The following is a 16,751-nucleotide window of genomic DNA, read 5'->3' as shown; positions in this document are numbered from 1 at the left end:
CCTTCTGCCCCTCGCGGAGCCGGTCGGGGAAACCTTCGAGATCGACGGCCTCGACCTGGATGCCATCCCCCGACACGTCGTACGACGACACCTTCTCGACGGCCTCGATGGATGCCGTGCCGCACACGCCGCACGAACTCGTGGTGTAGAAGTTGCGGGCGATGTCGGGGGAGGGGAGCGTCACGCCGGGAGCGAGCGTGAGGTCGAGGACGTTGTACGTGTTGCCGTCCGCGCCCCCGGTGCCCGGCCCGCCGCAGTGGATCGCCCGCGCGAACTGGTCGCCGCGGTGGATCACGCCCTCCGACACGAGGAATCCGGCCGCGAGTTCGACATCGTGCCCGGGCGTCCGCATCGTCACGGACAGCGGTGACCCGGCGACCCGGATCTCGAGCGGCTCCTCGACCGCGACGGCATCCGGTCGCTGTCTGTTCACGCCGTCGAGCGTGATGCGGGTGACGCGACGTGAGGCGGTCAGGCGGCCCATGTCAGGACCGGCCGTGCGAGGAGGGGGTCATGGGTCGAGCGTACGCCCGGGGTCCGACACCGGGGCGGGGCGCGGGGTGCGGTCGGTCGGCGGGGCGGGCGGCGGGCGCGGGCGGTGCGGCGGGTGCCCGGCCCCGGTCGCGCCGGCGTCACTCCGCGGCGGCGCAGTGTCCGACCCGTGTGGTGGAATGGCGGGGAACGTATTCGAGAGGACCGGCATGTCGGCGAGAGCGGGGCGCGCCCGTCGCGCGGTACGCGGCGTCTCCGCCGCCGTGCTCGCGACGTTCGTCGCGACCCTGTCGCACTCCGTCGCCGCCGGTGATCTCCCCGCGGTGCTCAACGTGGTGCTGGCCTTGAGCCTCGCGTCCCCGCTGTGCATCGCACTGGTCGGTCGCACCGCCTCGTGGTGGCGGCTGTCGGTGGCGATCACCACGAGCCAGCTGCTCTTCCACACGCTGCTCGCGCTCGATCTGAGCGGTCCGGTCGCCGTCGCTCACCAGCACGGAGCCGTCGCGCTCGCGGCCTCCGGGCACGCGCACGGCCTGACGGGCACCGAATCGCCCTGGATGTGGGTCGCGCACGCCTTCGCTGCGGCCGTCACGGTTCTGGCGCTCGGTTCGGGCGAACGCGCGCTGCGCGCGGTCGCGGGGCTCCTCTCCGACACGTTCCGCGCGCTCGCTCCGTTCGCTGCCCCGCGCCCCCGCGTGGCGCCGCGGGTGCGTCCGGAGCCGCCGCTGCTCACGGTCGGCATGACCGTGCTGTCGGTGATGAGGCATCGGGGTCCGCCGCTCGCGGCGTAAGACCCTTTCCTCCTCACCCTTCGCGCTTCGGCGTGCGATCACGCCTGCGCACTTTCGCAGAAAGCAGCATTCATGTCCCGTACCCTTTCGCGCGCCCTCGCGGGCGCGGCCGTCGGCCTCGCCCTCGTCCTGGGCGTTCCCCTCGCGGCATCCGCACACGTCACCGTCAACCCGAACACCGCGACGCCGGGCGGCTACGCCACCGTCAACTTCCGCGTTCCGACCGAGTCCGAGACGGCCTCGACCGTCAAGGTCGAGGTCACCCTCCCGACCGACACCCCGTTCACGGCGGTGCTCGTCCAGCCGGTTCCCGGGTGGACCGCGACCGTCGAGAAGGGCGCCCTCCCCGCGCCCGTCGAGGTCGACGGCAACACCATCAGCGACGGACCGCTGAAGATCGTCTGGCAGGCCGACCCCGGCACGGGCATCGGTCAGGACCAGTTCCAGGTCTTCTCCGCCGTGCTCGGACCGGTGCCCGACACGGGGCACGTCGTTCTGCCCGCGGTGCAGACGTACTCCGACGGTGAGGTCGTGAACTGGTCGGCCACCCCCGACCAGGTCGCCGCCGACGACACTCTCGAGCCCGCTCCGGTGCTGTACATCAACGACACGCCGCCGGCCACGGGCCACGGTGCCTCGCACGCCACCGCGACCGCGGCACCGTCCGACGACCACGACATGGCCGCGGCGTCGTCCACGGACGGTTCCGCCGGCGCGGCGCTGGGCCTCAGCATCGCGGCGCTCGTCATCGGCGTCGGTGGCGCGGTGCTCGGCGCGCTGGCGTTCGCCCGTCGCCCGAAGAAGGCCTGATCGTGCGCGCGCCCACGGCGCCTCGGCGTCGAGTCGGCGTCCTCAGCCTCATCGTCGCTGCGGCCGCCGTGGGCGCTGCGCTCGGCGGGGCGCAGGCCGCGTCGGCGCACGACAGCCTGGTCTCGGCGACCCCGGCGGCGGACGCGACGGTCTCGACCGCCGCGGACGTCGCGCTCACTTTCAGCGCGAATCTGCTCGGAGCCGACGGCGGGAACGAGGTCATCGTGGTCGGGCCCGACGCCCGTCACTACGAGACGGACTGCACCGCGCTGGCCGGGCCCACGCTCACGACCCCGGTCGAGCTCGGGTCCGCGGGCGACTACCAGGTGACCTGGCGGGCGGTGTCGTCCGACGGCCACCCCGTCTCGGGCACCTACCGATTCACCTACACGCCCGCCGCGGGCGAGCCCGTCGCCACCGGATCCGAGGCCTCGCCCTGCGCGAGCGTCGCTTCGCAGCAGGCGGAAGCGGCCCCGGATGCCACGGCCCCCGCGGCCGCACCCTCGGGTCTGGTCATCGGCCTGTCGGTCGGGGGCCTCGCGGTCATCGTGGTCGGCGTCGTCGTGGTGCTGCTCGTCCGGCCGCGCCGGAAGGGCGACGCGGACGACGAGTGACGCCGGGCGGGGAGGGTCTGTCCGGCTCCTCCCCGCTGGCGCGGCATCCGGTGCGCATAACTCCGGCGGGACTCCGCGGAGCAGGTGGCCTGCGGGGCCGGGTGCCGGTTCTGCCGGAGTTGTGCGCGGCCGGTGGCCGGTGTGGCATCCGGTGCGCATAACTCCTGCGGAACTCCGCGGAGCAGGTGGCCTGCGGGGCCGGGTGCCGGTTCTGCCGGAGTTGTGCGCGGCCGGTGGCCGGTGTGGCATCCGGTGCGCATAACTCCGGCGGGACCGCGCGGAGCAGGTGGCCTGCGGGGCCGGGTGCCGGTTCTGCCGGAGTTGTGCGCGGCCCCTGGGCATCCGGCTCCGGTACCCAACGAAGGAAATCCGTGCCCCGAGACGGCTCTCCGCGGCCCGAACGGGTCGGATTTCCTTCGTTGTGTCCGCGCCGCCCGGCGGACGCCGGGGCGCAGGTGGTCAGCGCGTCGGCGAGTCCAGGGTGCGGAGGTACCGCGCCGTCATGCGGCGCTGGATCGCGCGGTTCAGCGGCCACGCCAGCCGTGTGAACCAGCGCCCCGGACGCGAGAACGCCGTGATCGTGAAGGTCACCTCGCCCGTCGGGGCCAGGGTCAGTTCGAAGCGTTCCTCGCCGTTCTCGGGGTGTCCCGGCAACGAGCCGTACGCGAACCCCGCGTGCTGGTCGTCGCGCTCCGCCCACACCACAAGACACGGGATGCCGAAGGGTCCCAGCCGCATGTCGATGCGGGTTCCGACGCGGAGCGGTGTCTGCGTCATCCGCACGGTCGCGCCGGCCCGCCGCTGCACCGCGCCGCACAGCAGCGCATCGGCCGCCTGCTCGAACGCGAAGCGACCCCGCCCGATCACGCGTTCCGCACGCACGTGGTGGTACCCGGGCGGCAGAACCCCCGCCGTCGCCCCGATCTCGGGGTAGGTGAGGTCGCTCATGCCGCACACCGTACTCGCGCGGGGGCCGGGGCGGCACGGCTTGTGCCGAGCGGAGGGCCGGGGGCGAAGGGAGGATCGACGCGCCCCGCGGCATCCTCCGCCCGTCCCTCGTCCTCCGCTCGTCACCAGCCGGACGGGATGCCACGACCCGACGCCTACGCTGAGGGAATGCCTGTGATCGCGGTCTCCACGCACCTCGCCGCGATCCTTTCGGCGGTCGAGCCGCTCGCCACGGAACAGCGGCCGCTCGAACGTGCCCGCGGCCGCGTGCTGCGGCATCCGGTGCACGCCGCCGTCGACGTGCCGGGCTTCGACAACTCGGCCATGGACGGGTTCGCCGTGCGGGTCGACGACGTGGCGACCGTCCCCGTGACGCTGCGGGTCGCGGCCGACCTCCCCGCCGGGACGTCGAGGAACCCCGCGCTGCGGCCGGGAGAAGCGGCCCGCATCATGACCGGCGCCCCCGTGCCGACGGATGCCACGGCCGTCGTGCCGTTCGAAGACACACGGGACGGTCTCGTCGGCTCCCTGTCCGAGACCACCGTCCTCGTGGCTCCGCGCGTGAGAGGGGCGCACATCCGCCGCCGCGGGTCGGACACGGCCGCGGGGGCGGTGGTCGTCCCCGCCGGGGTGCGGCTGACCGCCGCGCGGATCGCCGCGATCGCGGCATCCGGAACCGCGTCCGTCGAGGTCGCGCGGGCGCCGCGGGTCGCCGTGATCTCGACCGGGTCGGAGCTCGTCGCCCCCGGGACGCCGCTGGATCACGGACAGATCCCGGAGTCGAACAGCTTCCTGCTCGCGGGCCTCGCCGAGGAGGCGGGGGCCGAGGTCGTGCTCCGCGCGAGCGTGGGCGACGAGGGCGACGGTCCGCGGGCGTCGATCGCCGAGGCCGAACGCCTCGGGGCGGACATCGTGGTGTTCTCGGGCGGGGTGAGCGCGGGCGCGTACGAGGTCGTGAAGAACAGCCTCGGCGACCTGCTGTCGTTCGTGCAGGTCGCGATGCAGCCCGCGCGGCCGCAGGGTTTCGGACGCACGCCCGCCGGCACGCTCGTGTTCGGTCTGCCGGGCAACCCGGTCAGCGCGGCGGTCTCGTTCGAGGTGTTCGTGCGCCCCGCGCTGCGGGCGTTGGAGGGCGAGGTCGGCGACGACCGCACGGTCGTACGGGTTCCGCTCGCGGAGGGATGGCGTGTGCGCGTCGACCGTCTGCAGTACGTTCCCGTGCGGCTCGACCGGACGGATCCCGCCGCCTGGCGTGCCGTCCCGCCCGCGCCCGGAACCCGCGGCTCCACCCGCGGCCTCGGCGACGCGGACGGCTACGCCGTGATCCCGCCGGGCGAGCGCGACCTCGAGCCCGGCGACCTCGTCGAGGTGAGGCTCGCGTGAGCCTCGACGCGGTCCTGCTCGCGGGGGGCCGTGGCGCGCGCGTCGGCGGGGCCGCGAAGCCGCTGTTCCGGGTCGACGGCGAGACGCTCCTCGCCCGCACCGTGGCGGCGGCCCGCGGCGTCGGGGCCGCGCGGATCGTCGTCGCCGCTCCCCTCCTCGCATCCGACCTCGACGTGACCTGGGTGCGGGAGGATCCGCCGTTCGGCGGCCCCGTCGCCGCAACCGTCGCCGCGCTCGCCGCCCCAAGAGCGCTCGAGGCCGACGAGGTGCTCCTCCTCGCGTGCGACCTCGTCGACCCGGCGGCCGCGCTCGCCGCGTTGCCGTCGATCCCGCCCGGCGCCGATGGCGTATGCCTCGCCGAGGGCGGTCGGCCCCAGTGGCTCACGGGCCGATACCGGACCGCGGCGCTGCGGGAGGTGGCATCCACGATTCCGGACGGAGGACGGGATGCCGCGATGCGGACTCTCCTCGGGGGCTTGCGGATCGCGTTCGTCGACACGCCCGCGGCGCTGTCGCGCGACATCGACACGTGGGACGATCTGACCGCGGCCGGAGGCTCGGCCGCGAGCGAGCCCGAGGAGGAGCCGTGACCGAATCCCGCACCCTGCCGCCCGAGGCCCTGAACGAGTGGAGCGCCGCGCTCGCCGAGCGCTTCGGCCTTGCGGAGGGCGATGTGCCCATCGCGCTGATCCTCGATCTCGCGCGCGACGTCGCGAACGGCGTGGCGCGGCCCGCCGCTCCGTTGAGCGCGTTCGTGGCCGGCCTCGCCGCGGGCCGGGCCGGGGGCACACCCACCGACACCGAGGCCGCGGTCGCCGCGGTGGTCGAGCTCGCGAAGGGGTGGAACGCCGGCTGACGGCCCCGCCGTCCGGCGGAGTTCTCGAGAGACACGCCGGGAGGCGGCCTCAGGCCGCGGCGTGTCGGGCACGGACTCCGCATGACGGCACAGCAGCGCGGGCGGTCACGGCCCGACGTACTCACCGCGCGGGCGCAGCCGCATCGCGGGCTCGGCGTACTCGGCGGCGATGTGGGCGATCCACCCGGCCGTGCGGCCGACGACGAAGACGGTGGCCGCGGTGTCCTCGGGAAGCCGCGCCGCCGAGGCGAGGGCCGCCAGCGCCAGGTCGACGTTCGGCGCGAGGCGCGCGCGGTCGGCGACGACCTCCTGGAGCCGGCGCACGGCATCCATCGTCCCCTCGCCGTCGGGCAGCGTGGCGAGGAGCGGGAACAGGGCGTCGGCCCGATCGTCGACGCTGTCGTAGAGCGGATGACCGAACCCCGGGATGCCATTGCCCTCCTGCAGCGCCTCGCCCAGGGCCCGCTCCGGCTCCAGCCCGCGGCGCACCCGGGCCAGCAGGCGCGCGGTGCGCGTTGCGGCGGAGACGTGGAGGGGGGAATCGGCGGCGCCGAGCGCGGCGCTGACCGCGGCGTACCCGTCGGCGCGCGCGGAGGCCGCGACGCGCGCCGCGAAGGTCGACACCGCCAGATCGTGGTCGATGAGCAGCACGAGCGCGGCGTTGACCGTCGCGACGACCGGGGCAGGCGGCGCGGGGATCCAGGTGCTGACGAGTGAGCGGGCGAGATCGGGGTGCGGGTGTCCGCCGAGGGCGACGGGGAGTCCGGTCAGCAGGGTCCAGCCGACGCGGTACGCCGTCGCGGGACTCGCGTCGCGCCGGAGCGGATCGTCGGCGGCGAAGCCCGTCAGTGCCGCGCGCAGCCGGTCCATCGGTCCCGTGTGCAGCGGCAGCGCCTGCACCATCGCCCGGGCGGAGCCGATCGCGGTGTCGGGCGCGTCGACGCGTTCGGTATCCCACAGCCACGCGACGACCTCGGCGAACGGGCGGTCGATCAGGTCGCGGGCGCGGCGACCGCGGTAGAGCAGCTCCCCGTCCTCGATGTCGGCGATATCCGTGCGGATCACCCCGAGCGGCAGACCGGTCGTCGGGTGCGACGGCGCGGGAGCGGCCGTGCGGCGGCGCGCGGCGGCGAACGCCTCGACCTCGAGCGCGTCGAACGTCGAGCCGTGCGTGCCGCGTTCGCGCGCGAGCATGCCGCGCGAGACGTAGGCGTACAGCGTCGCGGGCTTGACGCCGAGGCGGGACGCGGCCTGGGCGGCGGTGAGGCGGGGGAGCGAGGAGGGCACATTGATCCGATCAACGTTGACGGTGTGATCGTCATGTTCGCACACTGAGCGCATGAGCGAGCTGATCGATGTGCCCCGCGGACTGACGGGGGTGGTGGCGGCCGAAACCGCCATCGGCGACGTGGACGGCGACGCCGGGATGTACCACTACCGCGGAATCCCGGCGGTGGACCTGGCGCGCGAGTGCACGTTCGAAGACGTGTGGCACCTGCTGGTCGTGGGGGAGCTCCCGGATGCCACGACCCGCCGTTCCTTCCTCGACCGGGTCGCGGCGGCCGCCGCCCACCCCGCGGTCGACGGTGTCGTCGAGACCGTCGTGGCCCGCACCGACGACCCGCTCACCGCGCTGCGCGCGGCCTGGCCGCTGTTGGCATCCGCTCGGGGCACCCGTCCGCTGTACGACCTCGACGAGGAGGCGCGGCTCGACGACGCGATCGCCTTCGCGGCGGTCGCCCCGCGTCTCGTCGCGGCGGTGGCGCGCGGGTCGGACCCCGGCCCGACGGTGCCGGTGGTCTCCGGTTACCTCACCGCGCTGACCGGCATCCATCCCGATCCTGCGCACGAGCGGGCGCTCACGGCGTACCTGATCGCCGCGATGGACCACGGCTTCAACGCCTCGACCTTCACCGCGCGGGTCATCGCCTCGACCGGCGCCGACATGGCCGCGTGCCTCACCGGCGCGCTCGGTGCGCTGTCCGGACCGCTCCACGGCGGAGCGCCCGCGCGGGCGTTGGAGAGCCTCGACCGCGCGGGCGAGGATCCCGAGGCGTGGATCCGGAGCGAACTCGCCGCCGGCCGCCGGTTGATGGGCTTCGGCCATGCGGTGTACCGCACGACCGACCCGCGTTCCGCGCTGCTGCGCACGGTCGCGGAGGGCTTCGGCGGCCCGCGGGTCGCGCAGGCGCTGGCGTTCCAGGGCACGGCCGAACGGCTCCTCGCCCAGCACAAGCCGGACCGGCCGCTGCACGCGAACGTCGAGTTCTACGCCGCGGTCGTCATGGAGGAGTGCGGCATCCCTCCCGAGATGTTCACGCCCACGTTCGCCCTCGCACGGACCGTGGGCTGGACGGCCCACGTGCTCGAGCAGGCCCGCGACCCGAAGATCATCCGCCCGTCCGCGCGGTACGTCGGGCGGCCGCCGGCGTAGCCCCTGACGTTCTGCGTCCAAGACACGCCGCATCTGCCGCGCGCCATACGGCGTGTCTTGGACACTCGGCGCCGAGCGCACCACCGAGCCCGGACGAACGGTGGGATGCCGCGGATGAACGGTCGGGCGCAGTGCCCGCCCACCGGCGAGCATCGGAGTATGACCACCACAGCCCCGGTCCCCGTGACCGCGCCATCGCCCATGAGGTACGGCGGACTCGTCGTCCTCATGCTCATGAGCTTCCTGCTCGTCACCGCCGAGTTCCTCCCGAACGGCGTGCTCACGGAGATCGCCGCGAGCCTCGGCATCACCGCGGGCCAAGCGGGGCAGACGGTCACCGTCACGGCGCTCGCTGGGCTCCTCGTCGCCCCGACCATCGGCATCCTGGTGCCCCGTCTCGACCGGCGGCTGCTGCTGACGGCCGCGGCGGTGGCGGCCGCGGTGTCGAGCATCGTCGTCGCGATCGCGCCGAGCCTGGTCGTGATCCTCATCGCGCGGTTCCTGCTCGGCGCCGCGATCAGCACGTACTGGTCGATGTCGATCCTCGCCGCGGGGGCGCTCGCGGCACCCGGACGGATCGGCCGCGCGGTCATGTTCACCTCCGCGGGTCTGTCGCTCGCGACCGTCGCGGGCGTGCCGCTCGGCGTCGCGCTCAGCGAACTGCTCGATTGGCGGATCACGTTCCTCGTGGTCGGCGTCGCGACGGCAGTCCTGGGCGTCGCGGTCCGGACGGCGCTGCCCCCGGTTCCCGCGGCGACGGTGTCGAGCCTGCGGATCCTCGGCGACACGCTTCTCCGTCCCGGCACGCTCGTCGGCATGGTCGGCCACGTGCTCGTCGTGCTCGGGCACTTCCTCGCCTACACGTACGTGCGGCTGTCGCTGGAGCGCCTCCCCGGCATCGAGCCCGGAACCGTCGTGCTGCTCCTCGCCGCCTTCGGCGTGGGCGGGCTCGCGGGCAACATCGTGATCGGCATGGTCGTCGACCGCGCGTTCGGGCGCCTCGCTGTGACCGGGCCGCTGGTGATCGCCGCCGCGATCGCCGTCGTCCTGCTGCTGCCGGCAGCGCTCGCCGCGGTGGCCGTGGCGGTCGTGGTGTGGGGCTTCTTCTTCTCGTCGTGGCTGATCATCGTGAACACGTGGGTCGGCAAGCGCATGCCCGACCGCCTCGAGGCCGGCGGCAGCCTGGTCGTGACCGGATTCCAGCTCGCGATCACGATCGCCGCGGGCGTCGGCGGGCTCCTCGTCGACACCGTCGGGATCGAGACCGTGGATGCCATCGGCATCGTGCTGCTCGTCGTCGGCGCCGTGCTGTTCGGGGTGTCGCTGCGGCGTCGCGGAGCGGCCGTCTCTCCCCGTTGAGTGTCCAGGACACGCGGACCCGGCTGCTCCCGGTCCGCGTGTCCTGGACACCGAACCTCTGGGGCTTACGCCGTCAGCGCCCGCGCCCGCCACGACGACGGCGCGACCCCGGTGTGCCGGCGGAACGCGCGGCGGAAGCCCTCGTCACTGGCGTAGCCGAGCGTGCGCGAGATCTCGGACACCGGCATGCCGGCATCCAGGAGTCTCTTCGCCTCCCGCACGCGCACCTCGGTGACGTAACCCGCGGGCGATCGGCCCATCGTGTCGCGGAAGCGCTCGGCGAACACGCTCCTCGACATCGCGGCGAGGGATGCCAGGTTCTCGAGCGTCCAGTCGTGGCCGGGGTCGGTGTCGATCGCGGCGGCGACGCGCGCGAGGAACGGGTCGGCGACGGGAGCGGGCCAGCCGTCGCGCGACGCCCACGCCCGCACGGCGGACAGCAGCACGGACCGGATCATCGACCGGCAGACGACGGCGTCCCCCGGACGCTCGCACGCGGCACCGTCGGGCGTCGGGCCGAGGTGGCCGGCCAGCGCCGCGGCGGCCGGTTCGAGCCCCGCGAATCCCGTGACGAGCACGGTTCCCGGGAGGGATGCCACAACCTCGGACGGCGTGATCTCGGCGGTGACGACGATGACCTCGGCGCCGGACTGCGACGACAGGACCAGGCGGCGGCACCCGAGGGACATGGCCGCGTCGCCCGCGAGGAGCGTGCGGCGGCCGCTGACCGGCTGCCCGCCGCCGGTCGGGGCGTCGACCTGGCAGCCGGTGCCGATCGCGAGGTCGCCCGTGATCTCGCCGCGGTGGACGTAGACGAACGTCGCCGATCCGGTCGGGAGCACGACGTCTCCGCCGGCGGCGAGGACGACGCGGCGCGACGAGCCCGTGCGCACGTCGAGGGTGGCGAGGGCGCGCTCCAGGGCGTCGGTCATGCTTTCCCGAACGGTCGCGGGCCGCCGGGCATTCCGCGGCATGCTGCCGCCACCGAATCCGGGGTCCGCGGCGCACCTCCTGACGTTGAGTGTCCAGGACACGCCGCATCGGCGCGGCGGCATCCGGCGTGTCCTGGACACCCGGCAGCGGACCCCGCACGCGTACGCGCCTCAGTGTCCAAGACACGCGGATGCCATGGCATCCCGTCCGCGTGTTCTGGACACCGAACCGGTAGAACGCGACGCCGCCGCGGGCGGGACCTCAGCTCAGGAAGCTCGCGCCGCTGAACAGGCCGATCGCGATCGAGAGCAGGAACGCCGCGACGCCCGAGATGAAGCCGGCGGCGGCGAGTTCGCGCGCCATGCGCGCGTTCAGACTCAGGATGCCGAGCACGAACGAGACCACCGCGAGCGCCCAGATCCCGATCTGGATCCACAGGAACTGGTCGAGCTCGGCCACCGCGCTCACCGACACCAGGAAGATGTGCCACGCCACCACGATCACGCCGGTGACGATCGCGATGATCGAGACCGCGCGCAGGTCGCCCTTCGGCGTCGGGGGTGCCGGGGGCTCTTCCCGCGGCGGCACGTTCAGCCCCGGCTCGAGGGAGTCGGGGAGTTCGTCGTCGGCGGGCATGGGTCGATCCTCCCAGGTTCGCGGCCCTCGCGGCGAGGGCGGTGATGTCGGTGCCCCCGCGTAGCCTGCGGGGATGAGAACGATCGGCGTCGACCTCGCGGCCGGGGTGCCCGGCACCGCGCTCGCCGAGATCGTGTGGTCGGCGGGCGGCGCATGCCTCGTGCGGCTCGACCTCGGGGTGGACGATGCGGCGATCGTGGCATCCACCGGCGACGACGGCTGGCTCGGACTCGACTGCCCGCTCGGGTGGCCCGACGCGTTCGTCGACTTCGTCCAGGCGCACCACGGCGGCTCCGTGCCCGCGCTCGGCGAGGTCGACGGCGGAGCCGACTGGCGCCGCGGGCTCGTCTACCGCCGCACCGACGCCGTCGTACGCGACCGCATCGGTCGCTGGCCGCTGAGCGTATCGACCGACCGCCTCGGGGTCACGGCCCTGCGCGGAGCGGGCCTGCTGCGCCGACTCGCCGCCAGCGGCTTCCCGGTCGACCGCGCGGCCGAGGGGCGCCTGTTCGAGGTGTACCCCGGCGGCGCACTGCGGATCTGGGGCTTCGACACCACGAAATATCGAGTGGATGCCACCCGCCGGGCGACCCTGCTCGCCACGCTGCAGCAGCGCGCGCCGTGGTTCGACGTCGGGGCGTCCGCGGCACTCGCCGTGGCATCCGCCGACGCGTTCGACGCGATGATCGCCGCCCTCGCGACGCGCGCCGCCGCGACGGGGCGTTTCGTCCGGCCCGGGGCAGAAGACCTCGAGGTTGCGCGGCGGGAGGGGTGGGTCGCTCTGCCGGAGGGGGAGGTCGAGGAGCTCGCGCGGCCCTGACCTTAGAGGGGCGCGGGCCGCGCGGCATCCTGGATCAGGAGGCGGTGTAGCCGCCGTCGACCAGGTGGTAGCTGCCGGTGATGAAGCTCGCGGCGTCGCTGGCGAGGAAGGCGATGAGGTTCGCGACCTCGTCGGGCTTGCCGAGGCGGCCGATGGGGTGCTTGCTCACGAGGAATTCCTTGACGTCATCGCCGACGGCGTCGAGCAGCGGGGTGTCGATGAAGCCGGGGCCTACCGAGTTCACGCGGACGCCCTGCGCCGAGTACTCCAGAGCGGCGTTCTTCGTCATGCCGACGACCGCGTGCTTGGCGGTGACGTACGCGGGGGAGGTGGCGAAGCCGACGCTGCCGAGGATCGATGCGATGTTCACGACCGAGCCGCCGCCGTTGGCGAGGATCGAGGGGATCTGCGCGCGCATGTTGCGGAACACGGCGTTGAGGTTGATCGCGATGACCTTGTCCCACGCTTCGTCGGTGTACTCCGCGGTCGGGGCGGCGGCGCCACCGATCCCGGCGTTGTTCACGCCGATGCGGAGCGGCGCGAGGGTGTTCGCGAGCTCGACGGACGACGCGATCCACGCGACGTCGGTGGCGTCGCCGACCGAGGCCTCTGCCGTGCCGCCGGCGGCGCGGATCTCCTCGACGACCTTGTGCGCGTGGTCGGCGTTGAGGTCGTTGACGACCACGGCGGCGCCGTTCTGGGCCAGCAGCAGGGCGGTCGAGCGCCCGATTCCGCTGCCCGCTCCCGTCACGATCGCCGAACGGTTCGCTACGTCGTACTGAGCCATGGGTGGCCTTCTTCCCGGGCGGGCGCGGTGCCGGGAGATCTTCTCGGACGGTCCGTCCTTCTCTCCACCCTACGCCCGCGCGAGCAGATAGATGCGCGTGAATGGAATTTGGGCCGGGTGCAAGAACCCCTTCGGCGCCAGCCGCCGCGGGCACAAGCTCAGCGATCCGCGTTGGGTCAGGGGCATCCGGACCCTGTCGGCTGAGGTTGTGCGGATTGCTGAGGTTGCGCGGGCACCCGCCGAGGCCGCGCCCCCGCCGTCAGGCGAGCGTGGCGAACGCCGAGCGGTGCCACACGAGCGGCTGGTAGCCGAACTCGGACGACAGCTGCTCGACGCGGAGCACCACGATGTCGTGGTCTCCCGCCGGATAGGTGTTCCACAGGGTGCACTCCAGCCAGATCGGGGCGTCCTGCAGGAGGATCGCGCCGGTCGGGCCGGGGTGGGTCACGAGGCCCTCGAACCGCCGCGCGCGGTCCGGGCCGGCGAGCTGGCGGATGCGGTCGGCGTGCCCGTCGCCGAGCACCGACACTCCGATCCTCGGCGCGCGGCGCAGCACGGGCCAGGTCGTGGACGTGTGCTGGACGGCGAACATCACCAGCGGCGGATCCTGCGAGACGCCGACGGTGAACGACGAGGCCACGAGCACCTCGTCGTTCCCGTCGACGTGCGCGGCGATCGCGACCACACCGCAGGGGAAGCCCGAGAACGCTTCGCGCAGCCGGCGTGGGTCGTCGTCGTGAGGTTGGAGAGGCATGGCGCGGCTCAGGCCGGGAACGTCCGGTTCATCCACTCGGCGCTGACCAGCGCCGAAGCGAACGGGTCCATGCTCGCCCGGTCGACCTCGATGATGATCCAGCCGTCGAAGTCCGCGGGCAGAGCCGCGAGCATCCGGTCGAGGTCGAGGTGGCCGAGTCCGGGCTCCAGGAACAGGCCGGCATCCGTCGCCGTCCGATAGGGCGTCGGGGTGGCGCGCGAGGACGCGACCACCGCCATGTCGAGGTCCTTCACGTGGAGGTCGACGATGCGGTCGCTGTACCGGGCGATGATCGCCGCGGCATCCATCCCGGCCCACTCGAGGTGCCCCACGTCGAACGACGCCCCGAGCGCGGGGATCGCCGCCAGCGTCTGGTCGATCTCGTCCTCGGTCTCGATCCAGGTGCCGACGTGGTTGTGCAGCCCCGCGCGAATGCCCTCGCGCTGGAGCACCTCGGTGGCCTCCGCGAGGAACTCGATCTGCTCGTCGAGACGCGCCTGCGAGAAGCCCGCGCCCACCGCCACGGCCTCGAGGGTCCGCACGGCATTCGGCTCCCACGAGACCTCGGGGGCGAGGAAGACGGTGTCCAGGCCCGCGAACGCGGACTCCTCGGCCTTGCGACGGATGCCGTCGAACCAGTGCACCCGCTCCGACGAACCGGGCGCGAGGGTGACGCCGTGGTCGCTCGGGATGGCGATCGAGGCGTATCCGGGGGCGAGTGCGAGGCCCGACTCGGCGATCATGGCGCGGAAGTCCCGCAGGGTCTGGGTCGGCAGGACCTCCATCATCACCGCCCCGAAGCCGGCCTCGCGGATCTGCCGGAGCACGTCGGGGTAGTCCGCGCGGAAGGCGGGGTCGCCGTAGAGCCACAGGCTCTCGCTGTTCGGGTCCGTGGGGTCGGCCTTGATGTTGATCCACTGGATCGCGTTGAGCGCGACACGGTCGCGGCGCAGCCCGCTCATGCGACGCTCCGCGCGTTGTAGACGACGACCCCGCCGTCGTCGACGGCATCCCGGTACGAACGGAAGACCTCGAGAGCCTCGTCGCGCAGCAGCGGGTCGACGACCTGGATGCCGCGCTCCTCGAACTGGGCCGCCCAGTCGTCGCGCATCGGTCCCTCGTCGAACGTGGTGATCTCCTCCAGCTCCGGGCCGGAACCGGCCACGACGAGGGTCCGCACGCCCGACCACAGCGTCGCGCCGTAGCACTGCACGCACGGGCGCCAGTTGACGACGAGCTCGTGCTCCGGCTGACCCGGGCCGCCGAGGTCCCACGTGCCGAGCGCCCGTTGAGCGGTGCCGAGGGCGGTGACCTCCGCGTGCGCGGACGACACGCCGGAGGCGAGGACGACGTTCACGCCCACCGACACGATGCGTCCGGTCGCGGTCTCGGCGACGAGTGCAGCGAAGGGTCCGCCGTTGCCCTCGCGCCAGTTGCGGTCGGCGAGGGAGTGGACGAGCCGCATGCGGTCCGCGCGGTCGGGGATAGTCTCGGGGGCGTCGGCCAGGGCGTCGGAGACCCAGTCGGGGAGCGTGATGTCGTAGGCGGTGGCGGAGAGTTGCATCGGGGCTCCTTGCATCGGGGGCGGTGTCAGGCGGAGACGGGGGACAGCTGTCGGACGGCCGCGCGGGCCGCGCGGACCGCCGTCACCGCGCCGGTGAGCGTGGCGTTGGCGACGACCGCGGTCGGGACGACGCCGTTGCCGGCGACGAAGAGGTTGTCGAAGCCCCACACGCGGCCGTCCGTGTCGCACACGCTCGTGCCGTCGTCGGTGGTGCCCATGCGGACGGTGCCGGTCTGGTGCAACGACGATCCCGGGGGCAGGAGCGCCGATTCGGTCGCGGGGTCGAAGGTGCCGAACAGCTCGCACAGTTCGACCATCGCGCGTTCCGCCGCCGCGATCGCCGCGCGGTCGGCATCCGAGTAGGCGAAGTCGATCTCGAACCGCGGCATCCCGGTGAGGTCTGTCTCGCCCTCGACGAAGCGCACGCGGTTCTCGCCGCGGCTCTCGATCGGGATGTAGAGGGAGATGCCGACGCCGTACCCGAGGGGCGTGCCGTCCTCGGCGGTGTAGGTGCTGTTCATGATCTGGCCGTGGAACGGCTGCTCCGCGCCGTTCTGCGGCAGCCACAGCGAGTCGACGCAGAACTCCCCGGGCAGCGCCGTCGGGAGGTCCTCGACGGCGAGACCGAAGCGATCCAGGTCCATCAGGACCCGTCCGGTGAGGAACGCGTGCTCGTTGAGGTAGCGACCGAGGGCGGCGGGACGGATGCCGGAGGCGTGGAGGAGCTGCGGAGTGCGGAACGTGTCCGCGCACACCACGGTCACCGCGGCCTCGACGACCACGTGCGAGCCGTCGGCCAGCCGCCGCAGACGCGCGCCCGCGACGCGCTCACCGTCGTGCACGAGCTCGACGGCGAGGTGGCCGGGGAGCAGCGCGAACGCGTCGTCGGGGGCACCGCCGAGGGGCGGGAAGATCACCGCCGGACCGACGCGGTGGCGGCCGGTGCCGCCGGGCGCGAAGGCCATCGGCATGGGCTGGGGCTCGCGCGGCGCCGGGGTGCGGGAGCCGAGGTGCGCGGCGAGCACGTCCAGCACGACCTGCCCCGGCTCGGTCGGGCCGATCGAGGGCGAGGTGGAGTGGAGCACGCGCTGCGCGACGGCGAGGTCGTCGCTGAAGCGCTGCGGGTCGCCGAAGTCGAAGCGCTCGTCCCCGGCGGGCCACGGCACCGCAGCCGTCCAGTGCGCCCCCATGCCTCCGACGTTCCAGGCCGCGGCCGCCATGGGCATGGCATCCGCGTCGTCCCCGAGGGCGGTGAGAAGGTGCAACCGGGGTTCGAGCCCGGCGGCGTCGGTCGCGCGCGTCGGCTCGGGGGCTTCGCCGGCGTAGAACCCCTGGATGCCGGACTCCACCGCCGCGTTGTAGGCGGACCAGATCTCGGGCTCGGGGACGTCGTGCAGGTGCAGCCCCGGGGTTCCGCCGATCGCCCCGCCGCCGTCGACCATCACGATGCGGGCGTCGGGGGACGCCGCGCGCACGAGGTTCGCGACGATGCTGCCCATGATCCCGCTGCCGATGATGAGCAGGTCGGCGGGTGCGGTCGGTGCGGTGTTCACGGGTGTCTCCGGTTCTG

19 protein-coding genes are annotated in these 16,751 nt (G+C 73.6%); 9 read left to right on the top strand and 10 right to left on the bottom strand.

Features of this window, described 5'->3' with window-relative positions:
* Positions 1 to 484, bottom strand: a 484-nt coding sequence (locus I5G_RS08910; protein ID WP_022878751.1) for a formate dehydrogenase accessory sulfurtransferase FdhD, incomplete at its 3' end; no start/stop codon positions are given.
* A 217-nt stretch (positions 485 to 701) separates the two neighbouring features.
* On the opposite strand from I5G_RS08910, the gene I5G_RS21525 reads away from it, so the two are divergent.
* The 3 genes from I5G_RS21525 to I5G_RS08895 all read left to right on the top strand — a co-directional run bounded on the left by I5G_RS21525 (position 702) and on the right by I5G_RS08895 (position 2,707).
* Entirely contained in the window at positions 702 to 1,283 is a 582-nt protein-coding gene (locus tag I5G_RS21525; RefSeq protein ID WP_022878750.1) for a hypothetical protein, read from the top strand.
* Between the two features lie 72 nt (positions 1,284 to 1,355).
* Positions 1,356 to 2,093, top strand: coding sequence for a YcnI family protein (locus I5G_RS21520; RefSeq protein ID WP_022878749.1), 738 nt, complete (start codon positions 1,356 to 1,358; stop codon positions 2,091 to 2,093).
* Positions 2,094 to 2,095: 2 nt separating this feature from the next.
* Positions 2,096 to 2,707, top strand: coding sequence for a copper resistance CopC family protein (locus I5G_RS08895; RefSeq protein WP_022878748.1), 612 nt, complete (start codon positions 2,096 to 2,098; stop codon positions 2,705 to 2,707).
* Between the two features lie 459 nt (positions 2,708 to 3,166).
* On the opposite strand, the gene I5G_RS08890 is transcribed toward I5G_RS08895, so the two are convergent.
* The gene (locus I5G_RS08890) at positions 3,167 to 3,655 is read right to left on the bottom strand and encodes a DUF1990 family protein (RefSeq protein ID WP_022878747.1); all 489 of its coding nucleotides are present in this window, start codon (positions 3,653 to 3,655) and stop codon (positions 3,167 to 3,169) included.
* Positions 3,656 to 3,823: 168 nt separating this feature from the next.
* Between I5G_RS08890 and glp the strand changes: the two genes are divergently transcribed.
* Genes glp through I5G_RS08875 form a run of 3 tightly spaced genes read left to right on the top strand, consistent with a single transcriptional unit; the run spans position 3,824 to position 5,894 of the window.
* On the top strand, positions 3,824 to 5,038 hold the full coding sequence (gene glp, locus I5G_RS08885; protein ID WP_022878746.1) for a gephyrin-like molybdotransferase Glp: 1,215 nt from the start codon (positions 3,824 to 3,826) through the stop codon (positions 5,036 to 5,038).
* On the top strand, positions 5,035 to 5,628 hold the full coding sequence (locus I5G_RS08880; RefSeq protein ID WP_026095790.1) for a molybdenum cofactor guanylyltransferase: 594 nt from the start codon (positions 5,035 to 5,037) through the stop codon (positions 5,626 to 5,628). Before glp ends, I5G_RS08880 begins: the two co-directional genes overlap by 4 nt.
* Positions 5,625 to 5,894 carry a DUF6457 domain-containing protein gene (locus I5G_RS08875; RefSeq protein ID WP_026095789.1) on the top strand — a complete coding sequence of 90 codons (270 nt, stop codon included), beginning with the start codon at positions 5,625 to 5,627 and terminating at the stop codon, positions 5,892 to 5,894. The genes I5G_RS08880 and I5G_RS08875 overlap by 4 nt, the downstream gene beginning before the upstream one ends.
* Positions 5,895 to 5,999: 105 nt before the next feature.
* Here I5G_RS08875 and I5G_RS08870 read toward each other — a convergent pair whose 3' ends face one another.
* Positions 6,000 to 7,181: a citrate/2-methylcitrate synthase gene (locus I5G_RS08870; protein ID WP_036327184.1), complete on the bottom strand. Its 1,182-nt coding sequence runs from the start codon at positions 7,179 to 7,181 to the stop codon at positions 6,000 to 6,002.
* Between the two features lie 52 nt (positions 7,182 to 7,233).
* Here I5G_RS08870 and I5G_RS08865 point away from each other — a divergent pair, with 52 nt between their 5' ends.
* Together I5G_RS08865 and I5G_RS08860 are read left to right on the top strand one after the other, a co-directional pair.
* Entirely contained in the window at positions 7,234 to 8,328 is a 1,095-nt protein-coding gene (locus tag I5G_RS08865) for a citrate synthase (RefSeq protein ID WP_022878744.1), read from the top strand.
* Between the two features lie 159 nt (positions 8,329 to 8,487).
* Positions 8,488 to 9,687 carry an MFS transporter gene (locus I5G_RS08860; RefSeq protein WP_026095787.1) on the top strand — a complete coding sequence of 400 codons (1,200 nt, stop codon included), beginning with the start codon at positions 8,488 to 8,490 and terminating at the stop codon, positions 9,685 to 9,687.
* A 65-nt stretch (positions 9,688 to 9,752) separates the two neighbouring features.
* Here the strand turns inward: I5G_RS08860 and I5G_RS08855 are convergent, their stop codons facing one another.
* Both I5G_RS08855 and I5G_RS08850 read right to left on the bottom strand, forming a co-directional pair.
* Positions 9,753 to 10,619, bottom strand: a complete 867-nt coding sequence (locus tag I5G_RS08855; protein WP_022878742.1) for a helix-turn-helix transcriptional regulator — start codon at positions 10,617 to 10,619, stop codon at positions 9,753 to 9,755.
* A gap of 262 nt (positions 10,620 to 10,881) precedes the next feature.
* Positions 10,882 to 11,256 carry a hypothetical protein gene (locus tag I5G_RS08850; protein ID WP_022878741.1) on the bottom strand — a complete coding sequence of 125 codons (375 nt, stop codon included), beginning with the start codon at positions 11,254 to 11,256 and terminating at the stop codon, positions 10,882 to 10,884.
* A 73-nt stretch (positions 11,257 to 11,329) separates the two neighbouring features.
* Between I5G_RS08850 and I5G_RS08845 the strand changes: the two genes are divergently transcribed.
* Positions 11,330 to 12,076: a DUF429 domain-containing protein gene (locus I5G_RS08845; RefSeq protein ID WP_022878740.1), complete on the top strand. Its 747-nt coding sequence runs from the start codon at positions 11,330 to 11,332 to the stop codon at positions 12,074 to 12,076.
* Positions 12,077 to 12,110: 34 nt separating this feature from the next.
* Here I5G_RS08845 and I5G_RS08840 read toward each other — a convergent pair whose 3' ends face one another.
* The 5 genes from I5G_RS08840 to I5G_RS08820 all read right to left on the bottom strand — a co-directional run bounded on the left by I5G_RS08840 (position 12,111) and on the right by I5G_RS08820 (position 16,734).
* On the bottom strand, positions 12,111 to 12,863 hold the full coding sequence (locus I5G_RS08840) for an SDR family NAD(P)-dependent oxidoreductase (protein ID WP_022878739.1): 753 nt from the start codon (positions 12,861 to 12,863) through the stop codon (positions 12,111 to 12,113).
* Positions 12,864 to 13,122: 259 nt separating this feature from the next.
* Positions 13,123 to 13,617, bottom strand: a complete 495-nt coding sequence (locus I5G_RS08835; protein WP_022878738.1) for a flavin reductase family protein — start codon at positions 13,615 to 13,617, stop codon at positions 13,123 to 13,125.
* An 8-nt stretch (positions 13,618 to 13,625) separates the two neighbouring features.
* Complete coding sequence (locus I5G_RS24010) at positions 13,626 to 14,579, bottom strand: sugar phosphate isomerase/epimerase (RefSeq protein ID WP_022878737.1); 954 nt, start codon at positions 14,577 to 14,579, stop codon at positions 13,626 to 13,628.
* A complete protein-coding gene (locus I5G_RS08825) occupies positions 14,576 to 15,181 on the bottom strand; it encodes a nucleoside deaminase (protein ID WP_022878736.1) in 606 nt (201 codons plus the stop codon). Before I5G_RS08825 ends, I5G_RS24010 begins: the two co-directional genes overlap by 4 nt.
* A 26-nt stretch (positions 15,182 to 15,207) precedes the next feature.
* The gene (locus I5G_RS08820) at positions 15,208 to 16,734 is read right to left on the bottom strand and encodes a GMC oxidoreductase (protein WP_022878735.1); all 1,527 of its coding nucleotides are present in this window, start codon (positions 16,732 to 16,734) and stop codon (positions 15,208 to 15,210) included.
* Positions 16,735 to 16,751: the final 17 nt, after the last annotated feature.

The sequence above is a fragment of the Microbacterium sp. B19 genome (assembly GCF_000333395.1).
Taxonomy (GTDB): Bacteria; Actinomycetota; Actinomycetes; order Actinomycetales; family Microbacteriaceae; genus Microbacterium.
Note: the sequence above shows the minus strand (reverse complement) of the source record. Positions and strands in the feature narration are given on the sequence as shown.

What these genes read in the sequence shown, in the direction of transcription:
- I5G_RS21525 (WP_022878750.1), top strand. Translation starts at nt 702, where the DNA reads ATGTCGGCGAGAGCGGGGCGCGCCCGTCGCGCGGTACGCGGCGTCTCC.
- I5G_RS21520 (WP_022878749.1), top strand. Translation starts at nt 1,356, where the DNA reads ATGTCCCGTACCCTTTCGCGCGCCCTCGCGGGCGCGGCCGTCGGCCTC.
- I5G_RS08890 (WP_022878747.1), bottom strand. Translation starts at nt 3,655, where the DNA reads ATGAGCGACCTCACCTACCCCGAGATCGGGGCGACGGCGGGGGTTCTG.
- glp (WP_022878746.1), top strand. Translation starts at nt 3,824, where the DNA reads ATGCCTGTGATCGCGGTCTCCACGCACCTCGCCGCGATCCTTTCGGCG.
- I5G_RS08865 (WP_022878744.1), top strand. Translation starts at nt 7,234, where the DNA reads ATGAGCGAGCTGATCGATGTGCCCCGCGGACTGACGGGGGTGGTGGCG.
- I5G_RS08860 (WP_026095787.1), top strand. Translation starts at nt 8,488, where the DNA reads ATGACCACCACAGCCCCGGTCCCCGTGACCGCGCCATCGCCCATGAGG.
- I5G_RS08855 (WP_022878742.1), bottom strand. Translation starts at nt 10,619, where the DNA reads ATGACCGACGCCCTGGAGCGCGCCCTCGCCACCCTCGACGTGCGCACG.
- I5G_RS08850 (WP_022878741.1), bottom strand. Translation starts at nt 11,256, where the DNA reads ATGCCCGCCGACGACGAACTCCCCGACTCCCTCGAGCCGGGGCTGAAC.
- I5G_RS08845 (WP_022878740.1), top strand. Translation starts at nt 11,330, where the DNA reads ATGAGAACGATCGGCGTCGACCTCGCGGCCGGGGTGCCCGGCACCGCG.
- I5G_RS08840 (WP_022878739.1), bottom strand. Translation starts at nt 12,863, where the DNA reads ATGGCTCAGTACGACGTAGCGAACCGTTCGGCGATCGTGACGGGAGCG.
- I5G_RS08835 (WP_022878738.1), bottom strand. Translation starts at nt 13,617, where the DNA reads ATGCCTCTCCAACCTCACGACGACGACCCACGCCGGCTGCGCGAAGCG.
- I5G_RS24010 (WP_022878737.1), bottom strand. Translation starts at nt 14,579, where the DNA reads ATGAGCGGGCTGCGCCGCGACCGTGTCGCGCTCAACGCGATCCAGTGG.
- I5G_RS08825 (WP_022878736.1), bottom strand. Translation starts at nt 15,181, where the DNA reads ATGCAACTCTCCGCCACCGCCTACGACATCACGCTCCCCGACTGGGTC.